The sequence below is a fragment of the Anaerocolumna sp. AGMB13020 genome, assembly GCF_033100115.1.
In the GTDB taxonomy this organism is placed as follows: Bacteria; Bacillota; Clostridia; order Lachnospirales; family Lachnospiraceae; genus Anaerocolumna.
In genome coordinates this window covers 2,455,406-2,471,133 of record NZ_CP136910.1, presented here as the reverse complement: position 1 = coordinate 2,471,133, position 15,728 = coordinate 2,455,406, and the positions used below count along the sequence as shown (strand labels likewise).

Here is a 15,728-nt window from a genome sequence, read left to right as displayed (position 1 = left end):
CGTAGAATGATAACCATACAAGAAGCTTTTCAGACCGGCAGGAGAGAACTGTCAGACAGGAATATAGAGAATGGTGAATTAGATGCATGGCTGCTATTGTCTTCTTTGCTTCGTATAAGTAAGGCAGAATATCTCATGAATCCTTTGAAAGAAATGTCACTTGAGGATTATGAAGTCTACCAGGAAGGGATTAAGAAACGCTGCCAACATATTCCGCTCCAGTATATAACCGGTGAACAGGAATTTATGGGGCTTAATTTCCGGGTTCGGGAAGGTGTATTAATACCAAGACAGGATACAGAGATTCTGGTTATGGAAGCTTTGAAATTAAGTGAAGGGAAGCGTGTACTTGATATATGTACAGGTTCCGGATGTATTCTTTTGTCTTTAGCAAGACTTGGTAGTATCAGTTACGGAACAGGTGTGGATATATCAGAAGCAGCACTTGAGATAGCACGGGAAAATGCGGAGCAATTACAAGTTACTGTTGATCTCGTAAAAAGTGATATCTATTCACAGGTTGAAGGAAAATATGATATAATAATATCAAATCCACCATATATTCAAACAGAAGTTATTCCTACCTTAATGGAAGAGGTAAAGGATCACGAGCCTGTTATAGCTCTTGACGGTAAGGAAGACGGATTGTTTTTTTACAAAAAGATCTGTAGGGGGTTAAAGGATTATCTTAATCCCGGCGGACACGTCCTTTTTGAGATTGGATATGATCAGGGAGAGGCAGTGAAGAAATTGTTACAGGAAGCAGAAATGAAAAACATTCATATAATAAAAGATTTGGCAGGACTTGACAGAGTAGTTACAGGAACATGGAGTCAGAAAAAAGGGGAACCTTTTACTTAGCGTTTCAAACCTGGAAAGTTTAAAGTGCTAATAATTTGATATGGGTATTGATACCATAAATTGCAGCGAGTATCAAAAAACCCAATTCAACCAATGTAAAAATGGAGGAACCCAAATGTTTGATAAATTAGAAGATTTGTTAATCCGTTACCAGGAGTTAACGGATGAATTAAATGACCCAGGTGTAGTAAATGACCAGGCACGTTTTCGTAAGCTTATGAAGGAGCAGAATGACCTTGCTCCCCTTGTTGAGAAATTCACAGAATATAAGGATACAAAGGCAGGAATTGAAGACAGCCTTATGATGTTAGAGGAAGAAAGCGACGAAGAACTTCGTGAGCTTGCCAAAGAAGAACTGAATTCCTGCAAGGAAAAGATAGAATCAATAGAAAAAGAGCTTAAAATCCTCCTACTTCCCAAAGACCCTAATGATGACAAGAACGTTATCGTAGAAATCAGAGGCGGTGCCGGTGGTGATGAAGCAGCTCTCTTTGCAGCCGAGCTCTTCCGCATGTATTCCAAATACGCCGAAAGCCAGAAGTGGAAGATAGATATGATGAACTTAAATGAAAACGGCCTTGGAGGCTTCAAGGAAGTGGTTTTCATGATAAATGGTAAAGGTGTTTATTCCAAAATGAAATACGAAAGCGGTGTACACCGTGTACAGCGTATACCGGTAACCGAGTCCGGCGGACGTATCCATACCTCCACCACAACGGTTGCAATTATGCCAGAAGCAGAAGAAGTAGACGTAGAGCTTGATATGAAAGATTGTAAGTTTGATGTATTCCGCTCCTCCGGTAACGGTGGACAGTGCGTTAATACTACAGACTCTGCTGTTCGTCTGACGCATATTCCTACTGGTATCGTAATTTCCTGTCAGGATGAAAAATCCCAGTTAAAGAACAGGGATAAGGCATTAAAGGTATTACGAAGCAAGCTTTATGAGCTGGAGCTTGAAAAAGCGCATAATGCAGAGGCAGAAGCCAGAAGAAGCCAGGTGGGAACCGGAGACCGTTCCGAGAAAATCCGTACCTACAATTTCCCCCAGGGACGTGTAACAGACCACCGCATTAAGCTTACCCTTCATCAGTTGGATAATGTTCTTAACGGAGACCTGGAAGAGGTTGTGGATAGTCTTATAGCAGCCGATCAGGCTGCTAAGCTGGCAAGTATGAGTGAAAATAACTAAATATATTCAATAGGTGTTATTTGGGAATAATCATGAAATAAGAAATTAGATAGACGGACCCGTTCCAGTTTTACTGAGACGGGTCTTTTTGCTGCACTAAGGTAATGACTATTTGACTTAATATCGAAAAAACATCATTTTAAACTATGGCTTTTCTGTAGGTTACTGTATAGAATATGTAAATACGAAATTTACCTGGCTTAATAAAAGCGGCTCTGTGTCAATAGTTGGGGTGGGATTCTTTGAATCCCGCTCCATTGCTATATTTAGAGCTATTTTGGTAATTACATCTATAATTGATGTTTCTGGGCATGCCAAATAAGCCTCTTAATTTTACGTCGTCCAATCTAATCAAATAGAGCAGTGTATTATTCTTGTCCGAAAACGTTTGAAGTTTCGGACTCCAAAAGATATTCTCTTGAGTACCTTGATTTTATTATTATAGCCTTCGGTGGGGCCATTCGTGTATTTATACTTGAGGGCATTTAGTATTCCTTCTGACCAGTTTCGGTATGTCTTTGCACATTCTTCAAATTCGGGAATTCCTGATTTTTCAGCTGCCTTAACCCAATCCCAGAAAGCTGTTCGCTGATAGGAATATTTCTCGTTCTGGCAAATATCATAGAACCATTCCTTTAGAAAATGGGCTTTCCGTAGATCATCATTATAAAGTAGCATGAGATCACAGGCCTTTTTGTTCTCTTCCTTTAGTTTTTTATAACGAGTTAAAATTAGCCTACGGCTTCTCTTATAGTACTTTCTTAAGTTTGCAGGCATTGTTTTTTGGAGCCTTTTTCTGACGTTTTCAATGGCCCATGTAACGTATCTTATGAAATGATATTTATCAATGATAATGATTGCGTTGGGGAAGTATGCCTTTGCCAGATTTACATAAGGTTCCCACATATCACAAACGAAGAATTTTACGCGGTAGCGTTCCGCGCGATTCATTTCTCTGAAATAGGAACTTAAGTGGCTCTGCGTTCTGTCTGGTAAGATGTCTAATATACGGTGTTTTCTGGCATCTGTAAGAATGCATTGATATTTACCGGCATCCGTATTTCCCTTAAATTCATCAATGGATATGCATTCTGGAAGAGAGGGGGCAGGATAACTAACGGTGTCCAAAAGCCTAGTAACAGTACTTACCGATACATTCGTAGCTTCCGCAACGGACTTGATACTTACGAGATTTCTGAGCTGGTCAATAATCTTATAGGAGAGCCGTAAGGTACGCCGTTGATAAGAAGGAAGAAAAGGATATTTTTCAGTAAACTTTTTCCCACACTTACAAATATATCGCCTTTTCTTAAGGACTAAGTATGTATCTTTCATCTGAAAAGGGAGATCCTTAATATGCTGGTAACGGTAATCGTGAATGCGTTTGGTTTGATTACCGCAGGATGGGCAAGTCTGAAAGGAAGGATTAGTCTCAATAAATACCCTAACATGGTGATCACCATGAACAATTTTTTTAATAAAAATATCTTCTAAATTTAGAAGATTCTTGGTACAATTAGAGTGCATCTATATAAAACCTCCTTTTAAAATGTGTGTTTTGGACGACGTTCATTCTATAAGAGGCTTTGTATAGATGTATTTTAGATAGCTTCACACCTTCAAATATGTTCTATGAAAATGTAAATGGGGTATAGATTTTTAATTAAAAAAATTGGATACTCAGATTTTAATTGAACATTTTAAGGTAATCTTTAGGTTGAGTTTAGAATAACTTCAGGTTTCTATGTTATCCTTTATATAAATCATCTTCATCCTGACTTGAATTTACATTATTAAGAAGCTTATAAATCTAGATCAGAAGATAGTGGACGACTCTTATCTAAAAAATCTAGAGAATATTTATCGCCGCTGGTACAGTAATATTTGATTAGGTTATGGAAGACATGATGGAAAGTAAAGGTGATCTTTATTTTCTAACATATTAAATATATAATCACTATCAGAAAGTATAAATTTATGGTATGCAGGAAGGAGAATTTGAAAATTTGTGGGAAGAAAAATTTTAATTGCAGATGATGAAAAGGAAATTGTTGAATTAATTGAAATTTATTTATTAAAAGAGAAATTTGAAGTAATAAAAGCTTATGATGGGTTTACCGCATGGAAGTTGATTGAGGAGTCGGGAAGTGATCTTGCGGTTATTGATATCATGATGCCGGGTATGGATGGTTTTCAACTGGTACGGCGGATTAGAGAAAAGTACCACATTCCGGTTATTGTTTTATCAGCAAAAAATACAAAAAATGATATTATTCTTGGACTTGGTTTAGGAGCAGATGATTATGTTACAAAACCTTTTGACCCTCTGGAATTAACAGCAAGAATTCAATCACAGATTAGAAGATTTTATCTGCTTAATCAAGCAATACCTCAGGAAAAGAAGAGAATAATCACATCTGGGGACATTACTCTTGACTTGGAGTGTTGTGTTATTAAAAAGTGTGGGAAGGAGCTTTCTTTTACCTCTACTGAATTCAAAATTTTATCCATGTTGATGCAGCAGATCGGTAGAGTGTTTACAAAGAAACAAATTTTTGAACGAGTATGGGAGGATCCTTATAATTCAGATGACAGCACTATTATGGTACATATGAGTAATATTCGTGAGAAAATTGAAGATGATCCTAAAAACCCGTACTATATAAAAACAGTCAGAGGCTTAGGGTATAAATTTGAAGGACGTTCTGACAGCAAAGGACGGTAAAATTGAGAATCCGATCAAAAAGTCTACATGGAACATTAATTCATAATTATATTATTTTTATTGTATCATTAGTTATTACTCTAGTCTTCGGAGTTATTCTCATATCAATGCTGAGCGTGTCTCTATTTGGGAAGGGACAGATACCGTCTATCATATCCGCTAGTAGAATTGTGCGTCCCGATTATAAAAATATTGATTCAGAATCTATCACAGATTTAAAAGGTTGGGTTGAAATCGTACGTGGAAGGGATGTAATCTATGTCATTGGAACCAAGGAAGATGATAAATTCAATTATTCACAGAGCGAACTACTTAATATGGCTAACCCGGGATATCATCTGAATGGCTACAGTTATTCTATCACTAGCTTTAAAGGAGTGGAAGGGAAAGATTATTTTTGCATCGTAAAGATTCCTCAAAAATCGCTGGGATCCTTATTTATCTATATGGCAGTAAACGACCCAATTGGCAATTCCAAAGCTGCAATAGAGTTTTTTGTTGTTGCTTGTCTTCTAGTGATTTCCTTTTTAATTATAATTAACATCATACTATACAGCAGGTTGTCCTACCGTAAAATCATAAAATCTTTGAAAATGATCACGGAAGGAATTCAGAAAATGACAGAGGATAACTCAAGATTAAAACTGGATTTTGAAGCAGAGCGGGAATTTCTTGTGATACGAGATGCTTTTAATACAATGCTTGAGAAACTTCAGGATTTAGAAACAGAACAAAATCTAACAAGCGAAAGAAAAAAACAAATGATAATGAATATATCCCATGATATAAAGACACCAATTACTACCATCTATGGTTTTGCTAAAGCCTTAAATGAAGACATGATAATGGAAGATAGTGATAAAAAGAAATACCTTCAGTACATCGTTGATAAATCTATACAGGTGAATGAAATGGTGAATGAATTATTTCTTTATTCTAAGCTGGATATGGAAAATTATGAAATTGCGAAACAAGAAACGGATATAGCTGAATTTCTAAGAGAAACGATAGCTTCGTGCTTTATTGAGATTGAAGAGCAGAGATTTGATTTGGATTTGAATATCCCGGAAAAAGAAATTATCTTCCCGATTTCAAGGATAGAAATGGATCGTGCCATTACAAATCTATTGAGTAATAGCTTGAAATATAATCCAAAAGGAACCATAATATCCGTGGAACTGTTAGAAGAGGTAAATTCCATCATAATTAAAATCAGAGATAATGGAATCGGTATGTCAAAAGAACTTCAAGAAAATGCATTCCGTGAGTTTATAAGAGGAGATGTTACCAGACCTAGTGACGGTGGGTCAGGATTGGGATTAACTATATCGAAGAGAATTATTGAGAAGCACAATGGAAATATTAAAGTCCATTCGGAGCTGGGGAAGGGTACCGAGTTTATAATTCAATTTTCTCGTGATAACCAGTCATTAGGATAATACTATAAGATTACAACTTTAAATAAGGGGAATAGATTGAAAAACTAATACTTCAACTACAAGTTTGTGCTTGCGCACCACAAACTTGGTATGCCCAAAGAGCGTGCGCAAGAACAGAGGATAAAATGAAAAAATTATTCATTATAAGAATTTTAATTATAAGCATATTAATAAATATGTTTTTAGCTTCTAGCGTAAAGGTATATGCTGCCCAAGCTCCATTTGTTCAAACAATGTCATATGATCGAATTGAAAAAACAGTAGACAATTATATGTCTCAATATATAGGTAAAACAACAATGGGGGCAGCCATAGCAGTTATCAAAGATGGAAAAATTGCATTATCAAAAGGATATGGATACGCAGATAAAGAAAACAAGAAAAAGGTTAATGCAAATTCAACTGTTTTTGAATTTGCATCTATCAGTAAATCTTTTCACATGGACAGCTGTTATGCAACAGGTAGAAAAAGGTAAAATTGATTTAAATGCAAATATACTTAATTATTTACCCCAGGAATTTGTAGAAAAGCTAAAACATAAGTTATCCTTTGAAAAGCCAATTACAATGCTGGATTTAATGAATCATACTGCAGGCTTTGAAGAGAGGTATTTTGGCGGAGATGTATTTCGTCAAGATGAATTGTCTGATAATTTAGAAGAGGCGCTTTTGAGATCAATGCCTAAACAGGTATATATACCAGGAACGGTAGTAGCTTATTCAAACTTTGGAGCTGCATTAGCTGGATATATTGTGGAATGTGTTGCTGGTGAAAAGTTATATGATTATTTAGAAAAAAATATATTCCATGCGATTGGGATGACAAGTACTACAGCTAATCCAAGATATGACGACATAAGCTATATAGTTGATAATAAGGCAACGGGGTATGATAGTGATTTAAATAAAAGTTCATGGACATATGTAGATAATTACCCGGATGGCTCTTTAAATGGAACAGTTACTGACCTTGCAAATTTTGCAATAGCTTTTATGAAAGATAAGACACCACTTTTTGAAAAACAAGGGATACAGAATGAATTATTTACAACTACCTATCAAGCAAATAATGATATGACCGGGTGTGCTCACGGATTTTGGGAATATAAAGATGGTGTATTATATTACCAACATGGAGGTGCTCAAACAGGTTTTACATCATTAATGTCATTTTCTCCCTCAACTAAAACCGGGCTAATTATTTTGACTAATAATGCAGGAGAGATAAATGTTACTTATGGATTAACCAAAAAGCTGTTAGGTGCGAATGAACCAAAACAAATTCGTACAGGAATTAATTTACCGGATTCACATGAATTAGATGGTATGGAATTTTTAACTTCACGCAGAAATTATACTGATATATCGAAATTATTTGGAGTTTTAAGTGGAAATGATAAAGTAAAAGCAATTGATAATAATACGATTAGGTTTAAGGGCTTAACCTTTGTACAAACGAAACCTTATTTATATGAACTTAAGGATGAGCATGTATCAGATGTTGTGAAAATGGTACGTAATAAAATATTTTTTGTAAAAGATAAAGAAAGCAATATTTCAAAGATAAATGAGGGGGGCGTAGGAGGAAAAGAATACTTAAGAATCAAACCTCCCTATACTAATTTGTTTTTAGTTACTGAAGGTATTCTATATTTAATAATCAGTTTAGCTTTTATCCTGTATCCTTTGTTTCTTATCATTAGCGCTGTATTAAAAAGGAAAAAGAAAATTTCATATAATAAGGAGGAGAAAAAACAAAGAGTAATATCAATATTCTTAAATCTTATGGGCTTTGCAATTACATTAAATCAGATTTTATTAATGAAGTATCTATTAGGGATAAATACTTCACCATCAATAGTAACTACTAATTTTTTTATTTACCTAAATATAATTTTGTTATCAATTTCTTTTATTTTGTTAATTTTTAGGTTTATTTCAACTATAAGAAATAAACAAGTAAAGTCCATAAAATTAAGCTATATACTTTCAACTTTAGGTATCATAATAATGACTATATTAATGATTGCATGGAACTTTACAACCCCAGTTGCATAATGGTGTAAAGTAAGGGAAAAAGGAGAAATAGAAAAACTAACGAAGGAACTTCAAGGAGAAGAATTTTATTAAAAAGGGTCGGTTCACACTAAATAATAGTGAACCGCTCTTTTTTATGCAGTGTGTCCAGCGAAGCTGGGCCACACTTGCCGGTGTAAGTCCGGTCACGGTAATCGTCAGTGAGCCGTGTAGCCAAACTCGGTGCGTTACAGTAATATAGGGTGCTAAGCGAGTGGGTAAAGTAACTTCGATAAGAAGTGCGAGCAATCATGCAGACCGTAACATTAAGTGAATTCTACCGTGTCGTTAAAAAGGTCTCCAAAAGGAGAACAAAGGGAAGTCGAGCCTTGTGCATATTGGCAAAGAATGGAACGTGTGAAGAGACTGGAAAGCAGCACGGAGGAATCCCTCGGTATATAGGAAGCGGTATGCATGCAACATTGATGAAAGAGTAGCTAATATATGGCAGAGAATGAAAGAAAAGAAAAACCAAGCACCACCAGTTAGACGGGTAGAAATTCCAAAAGGGAATGGGAAAACACGACCTTTAGGAATTCCTACAGTAGAAGACAGACTGGTTCAACGTGCTGTCGCAAGAATTCTCGATGCTATGTATGAACAAGAATTTATGGATTTCTCTTATAGTTTCAGACCGGGAAGAAATCGGCATCATGCACTCAGAGAACTAAGAAACTGCATAGTAAAGAAGAAAGTAAGATTTATATATGAAGCGGATATCAGAGGATATTTATGTGGCGAGCAGCAGACCAGGCTGCCAAGCTGGCAAGTATGAGTGAGAATAACTAAATATATATTTGATAGGTATTATTTAGGAATGAATAATGAAATAAGATATTAGATAGCAGACCCGTTTCAGTTTTCTGAGACGGGTTTTTTGGCTCTGTGTCAATAGTTGGGGTGGGATTCTTTGAATCCCGCTCCATTGCTATATTTAGAGCTATTTTGGTAATTACATCTATAATTGATGTTTCTGGGCATGCCAAATAAGCCTCTTAATTTTACGTCGTCCAATCTAATCAAATAGAGCAGTGTATTATTCTTGTCCGAAAACGTTTGAAGTTTCGGACTCCAAAAGATATTCTCTTGAGTACCTTGATTTTATTATTATAGCCTTCGGTGGGGCCATTCGTGTATTTATACTTGAGGGCATTTAGTATTCCTTCTGACCAGTTTCGGTATGTCTTTGCACATTCTTCAAATTCGGGAATTCCTGATTTTTCAGCTGCCTTAACCCAATCCCAGAAAGCTGTTCGCTGATAGGAATATTTCTCGTTCTGGCAAATATCATAGAACCATTCCTTTAGAAAATGGGCTTTCCGTAGATCATCATTATAAAGTAGCATGAGATCACAGGCCTTTTTGTTCTCTTCCTTTAGTTTTTTATAACGAGTTAAAATTAGCCTACGGCTTCTCTTATAGTACTTTCTTAAGTTTGCAGGCATTGTTTTTTGGAGCCTTTTTCTGACGTTTTCTATGGCCCATGTAACGTATCTTATGAAATGATATTTATCAATGATAATGATTGCGTTGGGGAAGTATGCCTTTGCCAGATTTACATAAGGTTCCCACATATCACAAACGAAGAATTTTACGCGGTAGCGTTCCGCCGATTCATTTCTCTGAAATAGGAACTTAAGTGGCTCTGCGTTCTGTCTGGTAATATGTCTAATATACGATGTTTTCTGGCATCTGTAAGAATGCATTGATATTTACCGGCATCCGTATTTCCCTTAAATTCATCAATGGATATGCATTCTGGAAGAGAGGGGGCAGGATAACTAACGGTGTCCAAAAGCCTAGTAACAGTACTTACCGATACATTCGTAGCTTCCGCAACGGACTTGATACTTACGAGATTTCTGAGCTGGTCAATAATCTTATAGGAGAGCCGTAAGGTACGTCGTTGATAAGAAGGAAGAAAAGGATATTTTTCAGTAAACTTTTTTCCACACTTACAAACATATCGCCTTTTCTTAAGGACTAAGTATGTATCTTTCATCTGAAAAGGGAGATCCTTAATATGCTGGTAACGGTAATCGTGAATGCGTTTGGTTTGATTACCGCAGGATGGGCAAGTCTGAAAGGAAGGATTAGTCTCAATAAATACCCTAACATGGTGATCACCATGAACAATTTTTTTAATAAAAATATCTTCTAAATTTAAAAGATTCTTGGTACAATTAGAGTGCATCTATATAAAACCTCCTTTTAAAATGTGTGTTTTGGACGACGTTCATTCTATAAGAGGCTTTGTATAGATGTATTTTAATATAAACTTAAAAATGTTGGAAGTATATGAACTGACCCCCAAAAGTTAGACCTAAAAATCTAACGATTGGGAGGTCAGTTTTTTCATGGCAAAATATAGTTTTGAATTTAAGAAACAAATAGTTGAAGAGTATCTTAAACAACAGGGCGGAGTTGATTTTTTAGCTAAGAAATATGGATTTTCTTCAAATACACCAATACGTAAATGGGTAAATGCGTATAAAGAATTAGGTAATAGAGGATTAATGCGTTCTAGGAAAAACGAAACATATGCTTTTGAATTTAAACTTCATGTGGTAGAGTTATATTTATCAACAGAGGTCTCTTATCAGGAGTTGGCTCTATCAGTTGGCTTAAACAATCCACCTTTAATTACTAAGTGGGTAAATGATTTTAGAATTGCTGGTCCTGATGCTTTACGAACCAAACGAAAGGGGCGGCGTTCCAAAGTGTCTGAGCCAAAAGAAAGCAAATCTACAAATATCGAAGCTACAAGCAATAATTCTGAGTATTTAAAAAAACTTGAAGATGAAAATCTCAAGTTAAGAATAGAGAATACCTATTTAAAAGAACTGAGGAGGCTGCGTTTAGAGGAGGAAGCTCTTCTGAAAAAACAGCGAGAATCATCCACAGCCTCCGAGGAGACTTCAAACTAAAAGATATTCTCGCATTCACAGGTTTTCCTAAAGCGACCTATATGTACTGGCAAAAACGCTTTGATAGAGAAAAGCCAAATAAGGATCTCGAACAACGAATCCTTGAAATTAGAAAGGAAAATAAGGATTTCGGCTATCGTCGGATTTATGGAGAATTAAGAAAACAGAGACTCGTTGTAAACAAGAAATGTGTTCAACGAATTGTTCAGAAGCTAGGTCTTCAAGTTACTTCGTTTACCAGGAAAAGTCGTAAATACAGTTCTTATAAAGGCAAGGTGGGTAAGGTTGCTCCTAATAGAATTCATAGGAGGTTTGAAACTCATATTCCACACCAAAAGATTACAACAGACACCTCTGAATTTAAGTATTATGATATAGATGATAAAGGACGAATAATTATCAAGAAACTCTATCTGGATCCATTTATGGATATGTGTAATAGAGAAATAATTAGCTATGGTGTTTCACAACGACCATCTGCCGAGAATATAATGAATGCTTTAAATGAAGCCATTAAAATTACAAGCGATTGTAAGTACAGGCGTACATTTCATTCGGATCAAGGATGGGCTTACCAGATGAAGGCTTATAGTTATACTCTGAAAGAAAATAAAGTCTTCCAAAGTATGTCCCGGAAAGGAAACTGTCATGATAATTCTGTTATGGAAAATTTCTTTGGAATTATGAAACAGGAGATGTATTATGGTATGATTTATTACAGCTATGAGCACCTAAAAGGGACAATAGACAAATACATAAAGTATTATAACGAGAAACGAATTAAAGAGAAACTAGGATGGATGAGCCCTGTGGAATACAGGCTTAGCCTCACGGCTGCATAAATAATTGCGTAGCAATTATAAACTACTACGCAATAAAGTCTAACTTATTGGGGTCACATCAATGTTTTTAACATACCCCAACATTTATTATAGAACCGGTTTTTTGCTGGATTATAGTTAGGACTATTTGAATTCATTCGAAGGAACTCCATTGCATACCTATGGCATTTCCGCAAGTTTACTGTATAGAATATATAAATACGAAGTTTACCTGGCTCATTAGAAGTAAGAATGTTATAATTGTAAAATAAATAATGCAGTTAACTATCTTACATAGAATCAGCTGAGAAAGGAGGAGCATTTATGAAGAATAAAAAGCAAAGAATAACAGAGAGCGTTTCGCCTCTTTAAAAAGGATGGATAATAAATGAGACTTGCAGATATAACGAAAGAAAACTGGGAAGCGGTAATCCTGCTTACTTCAAACGAAGATGGCAGCCATACCATTGGCGAAAAATATGTGGCTTCTAATGCATACTCCATCGTACAGTCGATATATGAAAAGGGCTGGGTAACCAAAGCAATTGAGGCTGAGGATAACCTTATAGGTTTTGCCATGTATGGCTTGTGCGAAGAAGAGAATATCTATGAGATATGCAGGCTGATGCTTGACAGAAGGTATCAGGGAAAAGGCTATGGCAAGCAGGCCCTGGCATTGATTCTTGAAGAAATGAAAAAGCAATTTCAATGTAAGGAAATTTATTTATCTGTTGCATTGGATAATATAATGGCAAAGGGTTTATATGAAAAAGCAGGTTTTGTTACTACTGGAGAAGTGGTAGATGACGAAGAAGTGTATAAATTGAATATTATTTAGTGTTTATATGTTAAATCCCAAGGGCCTATACTCTGTCGAATACATTCTTCGATAAGATAAATCCTTGGGATTTATTATGTATTTTACGGTTGCTTTTAGTTCAAGGTTAAAAATTCATAGTTATTATAATTTATAATCGAAAATCAAGAGAAGGAAATTGTGCCCTCATTCTGGATAATGCTTTTACAAGGCAATAGATCAACAGATAACGTAGATTCAGTATATGACTTTAAATTATTTGAAAGTTTATTATATTATAGAAAATGCTAAAGCTAGAGAAAAAGTTAGAGAAAAAATTTAATAAAATAATTGAGCTGTGCCAGAAAATATATGAATTTGACCAGAAAGTATTATGTTTCATTTATTTTTGCCAGAGTCACTTACCATCATGTTATTCCAGAAAAAGGTTGTAATATATGAAAATTACAGCTATATTTGAGATAGGATATGACAATATAGTTAAAATTAAAGCCTGAGATTAAAGCCTGAGATTAAAAGCCTGAGATTAAAGCCTGAGATTAAAGCCTAAGATTAAAGCCTGAGATTAAAGCCTAAGATTAAAGCCTGAGATTAAAAGCCTGAGATTAAAGCCTGAGATTAAAGCCTAAAATTAAGGTCTAAAAATAAAGACTTAAAATAATAGCTTAAAATAAAACTTTAAAATATAGTGATGTTTCAAAAAAATGGAAAATAGTTCCGGGTAAAATTATATAGTACCGTTTACTGAACAACTCAATAAAGGACATAGGCATGAATTACAATAATAATACAGATTTACTACAACCTAATATTTCAACCAGGAACCGGATATTAATCCTTGAGGACGAAGACAGTGTTAACAGAAGTATTGCCTTCCTGTTGGAAAAGGAAGGATATCAGGTATATTCCTGTTTTTCACTTGGAGAAGCCAGGCGGTTATTTCAGAAAGTAAAGCCTCAGCTTATTGTTTGTGATATTACCCTGCCAGATGGCAACGGACTAATATTCATCCGTGAAGTCCGAAAAGTGAGCCAGGTACATATCATATGTCTTACAGCAATGGACAGAGAAGCGGACCAGGTCATAGGATATGAAGCCGGTGCAGATGACTATGTGACAAAACCCTTCAGTCTGTCTGTACTAACTATGAAGGTGGCAGCTTATTTTCGAAAACAGAGTCCGGCATGTTCAGATGTAATAGAGTCTGGCAGAATAAAATTTTCTATATCTGATATGCGTGTTCAAATAGAAGGTAATTATATCGATCTTACAAAAAATGAATGGAAGCTGCTTCGATTATTCTTAGAGCACCCAAAGCAGATTTTGTCCAAGAACCAGATATTAGAGCAGCTTTTTGATATGGATGGCAATTTTGCGGATGAGAATACAGTGGCAGTCAATATAAGGAGACTCAGAGAGAAGATAGAACCAGACAGTACCAAACCTGAGTATATTAAAAATATAAGAGGAATGGGATATTTATGGAATCAGGAATGCAGAAGAAATATATAACAGCCGCGGTGCTCCTGTTTTTTTTGGTGTTTTTGGCAGCTGCAGGTTTATCCTGGGGAGAATATCAGAATTACAGGGAGAAGATTCAGATAATCAGCAGCATTGCAGCAGAGAACCCAGAAAATACAGATTTTTTAAGGCTTGCTTCTGAACTGCTAAAAGGACAGAAAATAAGCAATGAAAGTATAGGCGAGGATATTCTGAAAGAATATGGATACTTCAGCGGCATTGATAATGTCTACAGCCAGGAACTAAAGGTTAAACTGATAACAATCGGCGTATGTTCTTTATGCTTTTATTGTACTGTTCTTGTTATATTAATCTGGTTATGGAGGAACAACCGAAAGCTGGTACGGAGTGGGCTTAACAACCTCGAAGGACTGCTTGCCGATTACAGTAAGGGGGATTATAGAATAACAGACTATGAGGCGCTTAGCGAAAAGGAATCTGCTATTAAAAGGATTTTTATCCAACTGGAATCTTTGGGGAGTTATTTTAAAATGAAGGAAGAACTTATTAACAGGGAAAAAAATGAAACCAAGACCCTGGTAACAGATATCTCCCACCAGCTTAAAACTCCGGTGGCAGCTTTGAAAGCCTGTTTTGAAATACTAAGAAGAGAAGATATCAGCCTTGAAGAGAGACAGGAGTTCTTACACCGTTCCGGTGCTATGCTAGCAGGGCTTGAAAATCTTCTGGCAGCATTAATCAATATTTCAAGGTTAGAAACCGGTTTGATTGAGATAAAGATTGCGGAAGCAAATATCTTTAATACCCTGCTGGAGGCAGTTAATCGTGTGTACCAGAAGGCAGAAGCAAAGCAGATAGAAATTGCCATGGAAGCAGCGGAAGAACTGCAGAGCCTTATTATACCCCACGATGCTGGCTGGATGTGTGAAGCTGTGGTAAATCTTCTGGATAACGGGATAAAATATAGTGAAGCGGGCAGTTGTATAACCATAACGATGGCAAAGTGGGTCTCTTCCTTACGAATAGAGATCTCCGATGAAGGAATCGGAATACCAAAAGAAGAATATCATGAGATATTTAAACGCTTTTACCGTGGAAACTCACGTGAGGTTAAGAGTCAGAACGGTTCAGGGGTGGGACTTTACCTGACCAGGGAGATAATAACCAGACAAAGGGGAATCGTAACGGTTAGCTCCGGTAAAGGAAATGGAAGTAAAGGAAGCTGTTTTATTATACAACTACCATATATAAGTGAAAGTCTTACAGAATTGTAAGACTTTTTTCCTGTTCTGTAAGGGTATGGAAAGGGAAGGCTGTTATAGTTAGGAATATAGTATAATTCAAGGATTAAGTATAAACTTTGTCGTGGAAGCACAGTAATAATATCA

At 35.9% G+C, this 15,728-nt stretch carries 12 protein-coding genes and 1 pseudogene; 11 read left to right on the top strand and 2 right to left on the bottom strand.

What is annotated here, in order from left to right; translation table 11 throughout:
• Positions 1 to 6: 6 nt before the first annotated feature.
• Together prmC and prfA are read left to right on the top strand one after the other, a co-directional pair.
• The gene (prmC, locus tag R2R35_RS09800; protein WP_317734350.1) at positions 7 to 861 is read left to right on the top strand and encodes a peptide chain release factor N(5)-glutamine methyltransferase; all 855 of its coding nucleotides are present in this window, start codon (positions 7 to 9) and stop codon (positions 859 to 861) included.
• A gap of 115 nt (positions 862 to 976) precedes the next feature.
• On the top strand, positions 977 to 2,053 hold the full coding sequence (gene prfA, locus R2R35_RS09795) for a peptide chain release factor 1 (RefSeq protein WP_317734349.1): 1,077 nt from the start codon (positions 977 to 979) through the stop codon (positions 2,051 to 2,053).
• Between the two features lie 351 nt (positions 2,054 to 2,404).
• Here prfA and R2R35_RS09790 read toward each other — a convergent pair whose 3' ends face one another.
• Positions 2,405 to 3,580 carry an ISL3 family transposase gene (locus R2R35_RS09790; RefSeq protein WP_317734348.1) on the bottom strand — a complete coding sequence of 392 codons (1,176 nt, stop codon included), beginning with the start codon at positions 3,578 to 3,580 and terminating at the stop codon, positions 2,405 to 2,407.
• A 481-nt stretch (positions 3,581 to 4,061) separates the two neighbouring features.
• Here R2R35_RS09790 and R2R35_RS09785 point away from each other — a divergent pair, with 481 nt between their 5' ends.
• The 5 genes from R2R35_RS09785 (at position 4,062) to R2R35_RS09765 (ending at position 9,068) form a co-directional block, all read left to right on the top strand.
• Positions 4,062 to 4,778 carry a response regulator transcription factor gene (locus R2R35_RS09785; RefSeq protein WP_317734347.1) on the top strand — a complete coding sequence of 239 codons (717 nt, stop codon included), beginning with the start codon at positions 4,062 to 4,064 and terminating at the stop codon, positions 4,776 to 4,778.
• Positions 4,779 to 4,885: 107 nt separating this feature from the next.
• On the top strand, positions 4,886 to 6,217 hold the full coding sequence (locus R2R35_RS09780; RefSeq protein ID WP_317734346.1) for a HAMP domain-containing sensor histidine kinase: 1,332 nt from the start codon (positions 4,886 to 4,888) through the stop codon (positions 6,215 to 6,217).
• A gap of 125 nt (positions 6,218 to 6,342) precedes the next feature.
• On the top strand, positions 6,343 to 6,693 hold the full coding sequence (locus tag R2R35_RS09775) for a serine hydrolase domain-containing protein (protein WP_317734345.1): 351 nt from the start codon (positions 6,343 to 6,345) through the stop codon (positions 6,691 to 6,693).
• Positions 6,671 to 8,275, top strand: coding sequence for a serine hydrolase (locus R2R35_RS09770; RefSeq protein WP_317734344.1), 1,605 nt, complete (start codon positions 6,671 to 6,673; stop codon positions 8,273 to 8,275). Before R2R35_RS09775 ends, R2R35_RS09770 begins: the two co-directional genes overlap by 23 nt.
• 472 nt (positions 8,276 to 8,747) lie before the next feature.
• Complete coding sequence (locus R2R35_RS09765; protein WP_317734343.1) at positions 8,748 to 9,068, top strand: reverse transcriptase domain-containing protein; 321 nt, start codon at positions 8,748 to 8,750, stop codon at positions 9,066 to 9,068.
• Positions 9,069 to 9,312: 244 nt separating this feature from the next.
• Here the strand turns inward: R2R35_RS09765 and R2R35_RS09760 are convergent.
• Positions 9,313 to 10,487: pseudogene (locus tag R2R35_RS09760) on the bottom strand (ISL3 family transposase).
• A 163-nt stretch (positions 10,488 to 10,650) separates the two neighbouring features.
• Here R2R35_RS09760 and R2R35_RS09755 point away from each other — a divergent pair.
• The 4 genes from R2R35_RS09755 to R2R35_RS09740 all read left to right on the top strand — a co-directional run bounded on the left by R2R35_RS09755 (position 10,651) and on the right by R2R35_RS09740 (position 15,614).
• Positions 10,651 to 12,062 (top strand): IS3 family transposase gene (locus R2R35_RS09755; RefSeq protein WP_317730922.1). Its coding sequence is split into 2 segments (ribosomal slippage): positions 10,651 to 11,128 and positions 11,128 to 12,062, totalling 1,413 coding nucleotides; the frame shifts between segments, so codons are not numbered across the junction.
• A gap of 367 nt (positions 12,063 to 12,429) precedes the next feature.
• Positions 12,430 to 12,879 (top strand): GNAT family N-acetyltransferase, encoded by a 450-nt coding sequence (locus R2R35_RS09750; protein WP_317734342.1) that lies wholly within the window; start codon positions 12,430 to 12,432, stop codon positions 12,877 to 12,879.
• Positions 12,880 to 13,629: 750 nt separating this feature from the next.
• Positions 13,630 to 14,370, top strand: a complete 741-nt coding sequence (locus tag R2R35_RS09745; RefSeq protein ID WP_317734341.1) for a response regulator transcription factor — start codon at positions 13,630 to 13,632, stop codon at positions 14,368 to 14,370.
• Positions 14,340 to 15,614, top strand: coding sequence for a sensor histidine kinase (locus R2R35_RS09740; protein WP_317734340.1), 1,275 nt, complete (start codon positions 14,340 to 14,342; stop codon positions 15,612 to 15,614). The genes R2R35_RS09745 and R2R35_RS09740 overlap by 31 nt, the downstream gene beginning before the upstream one ends.
• Positions 15,615 to 15,728: the final 114 nt, after the last annotated feature.

What these genes read in the sequence shown, in the direction of transcription:
- R2R35_RS09745 (WP_317734341.1), top strand. Translation starts at nt 13,630, where the DNA reads ATGAATTACAATAATAATACAGATTTACTACAACCTAATATTTCAACC.
- R2R35_RS09775 (WP_317734345.1), top strand. Translation starts at nt 6,343, where the DNA reads ATGAAAAAATTATTCATTATAAGAATTTTAATTATAAGCATATTAATA.
- R2R35_RS09770 (WP_317734344.1), top strand. Translation starts at nt 6,671, where the DNA reads ATGCAACAGGTAGAAAAAGGTAAAATTGATTTAAATGCAAATATACTT.
- R2R35_RS09765 (WP_317734343.1), top strand. Translation starts at nt 8,748, where the DNA reads ATGAAAGAAAAGAAAAACCAAGCACCACCAGTTAGACGGGTAGAAATT.
- R2R35_RS09780 (WP_317734346.1), top strand. Translation starts at nt 4,886, where the DNA reads ATGCTGAGCGTGTCTCTATTTGGGAAGGGACAGATACCGTCTATCATA.
- R2R35_RS09740 (WP_317734340.1), top strand. Translation starts at nt 14,340, where the DNA reads ATGGAATCAGGAATGCAGAAGAAATATATAACAGCCGCGGTGCTCCTG.
- prfA (WP_317734349.1), top strand. Translation starts at nt 977, where the DNA reads ATGTTTGATAAATTAGAAGATTTGTTAATCCGTTACCAGGAGTTAACG.
- prmC (WP_317734350.1), top strand. Translation starts at nt 7, where the DNA reads ATGATAACCATACAAGAAGCTTTTCAGACCGGCAGGAGAGAACTGTCA.
- R2R35_RS09750 (WP_317734342.1), top strand. Translation starts at nt 12,430, where the DNA reads ATGAGACTTGCAGATATAACGAAAGAAAACTGGGAAGCGGTAATCCTG.
- R2R35_RS09790 (WP_317734348.1), bottom strand. Translation starts at nt 3,580, where the DNA reads ATGCACTCTAATTGTACCAAGAATCTTCTAAATTTAGAAGATATTTTT.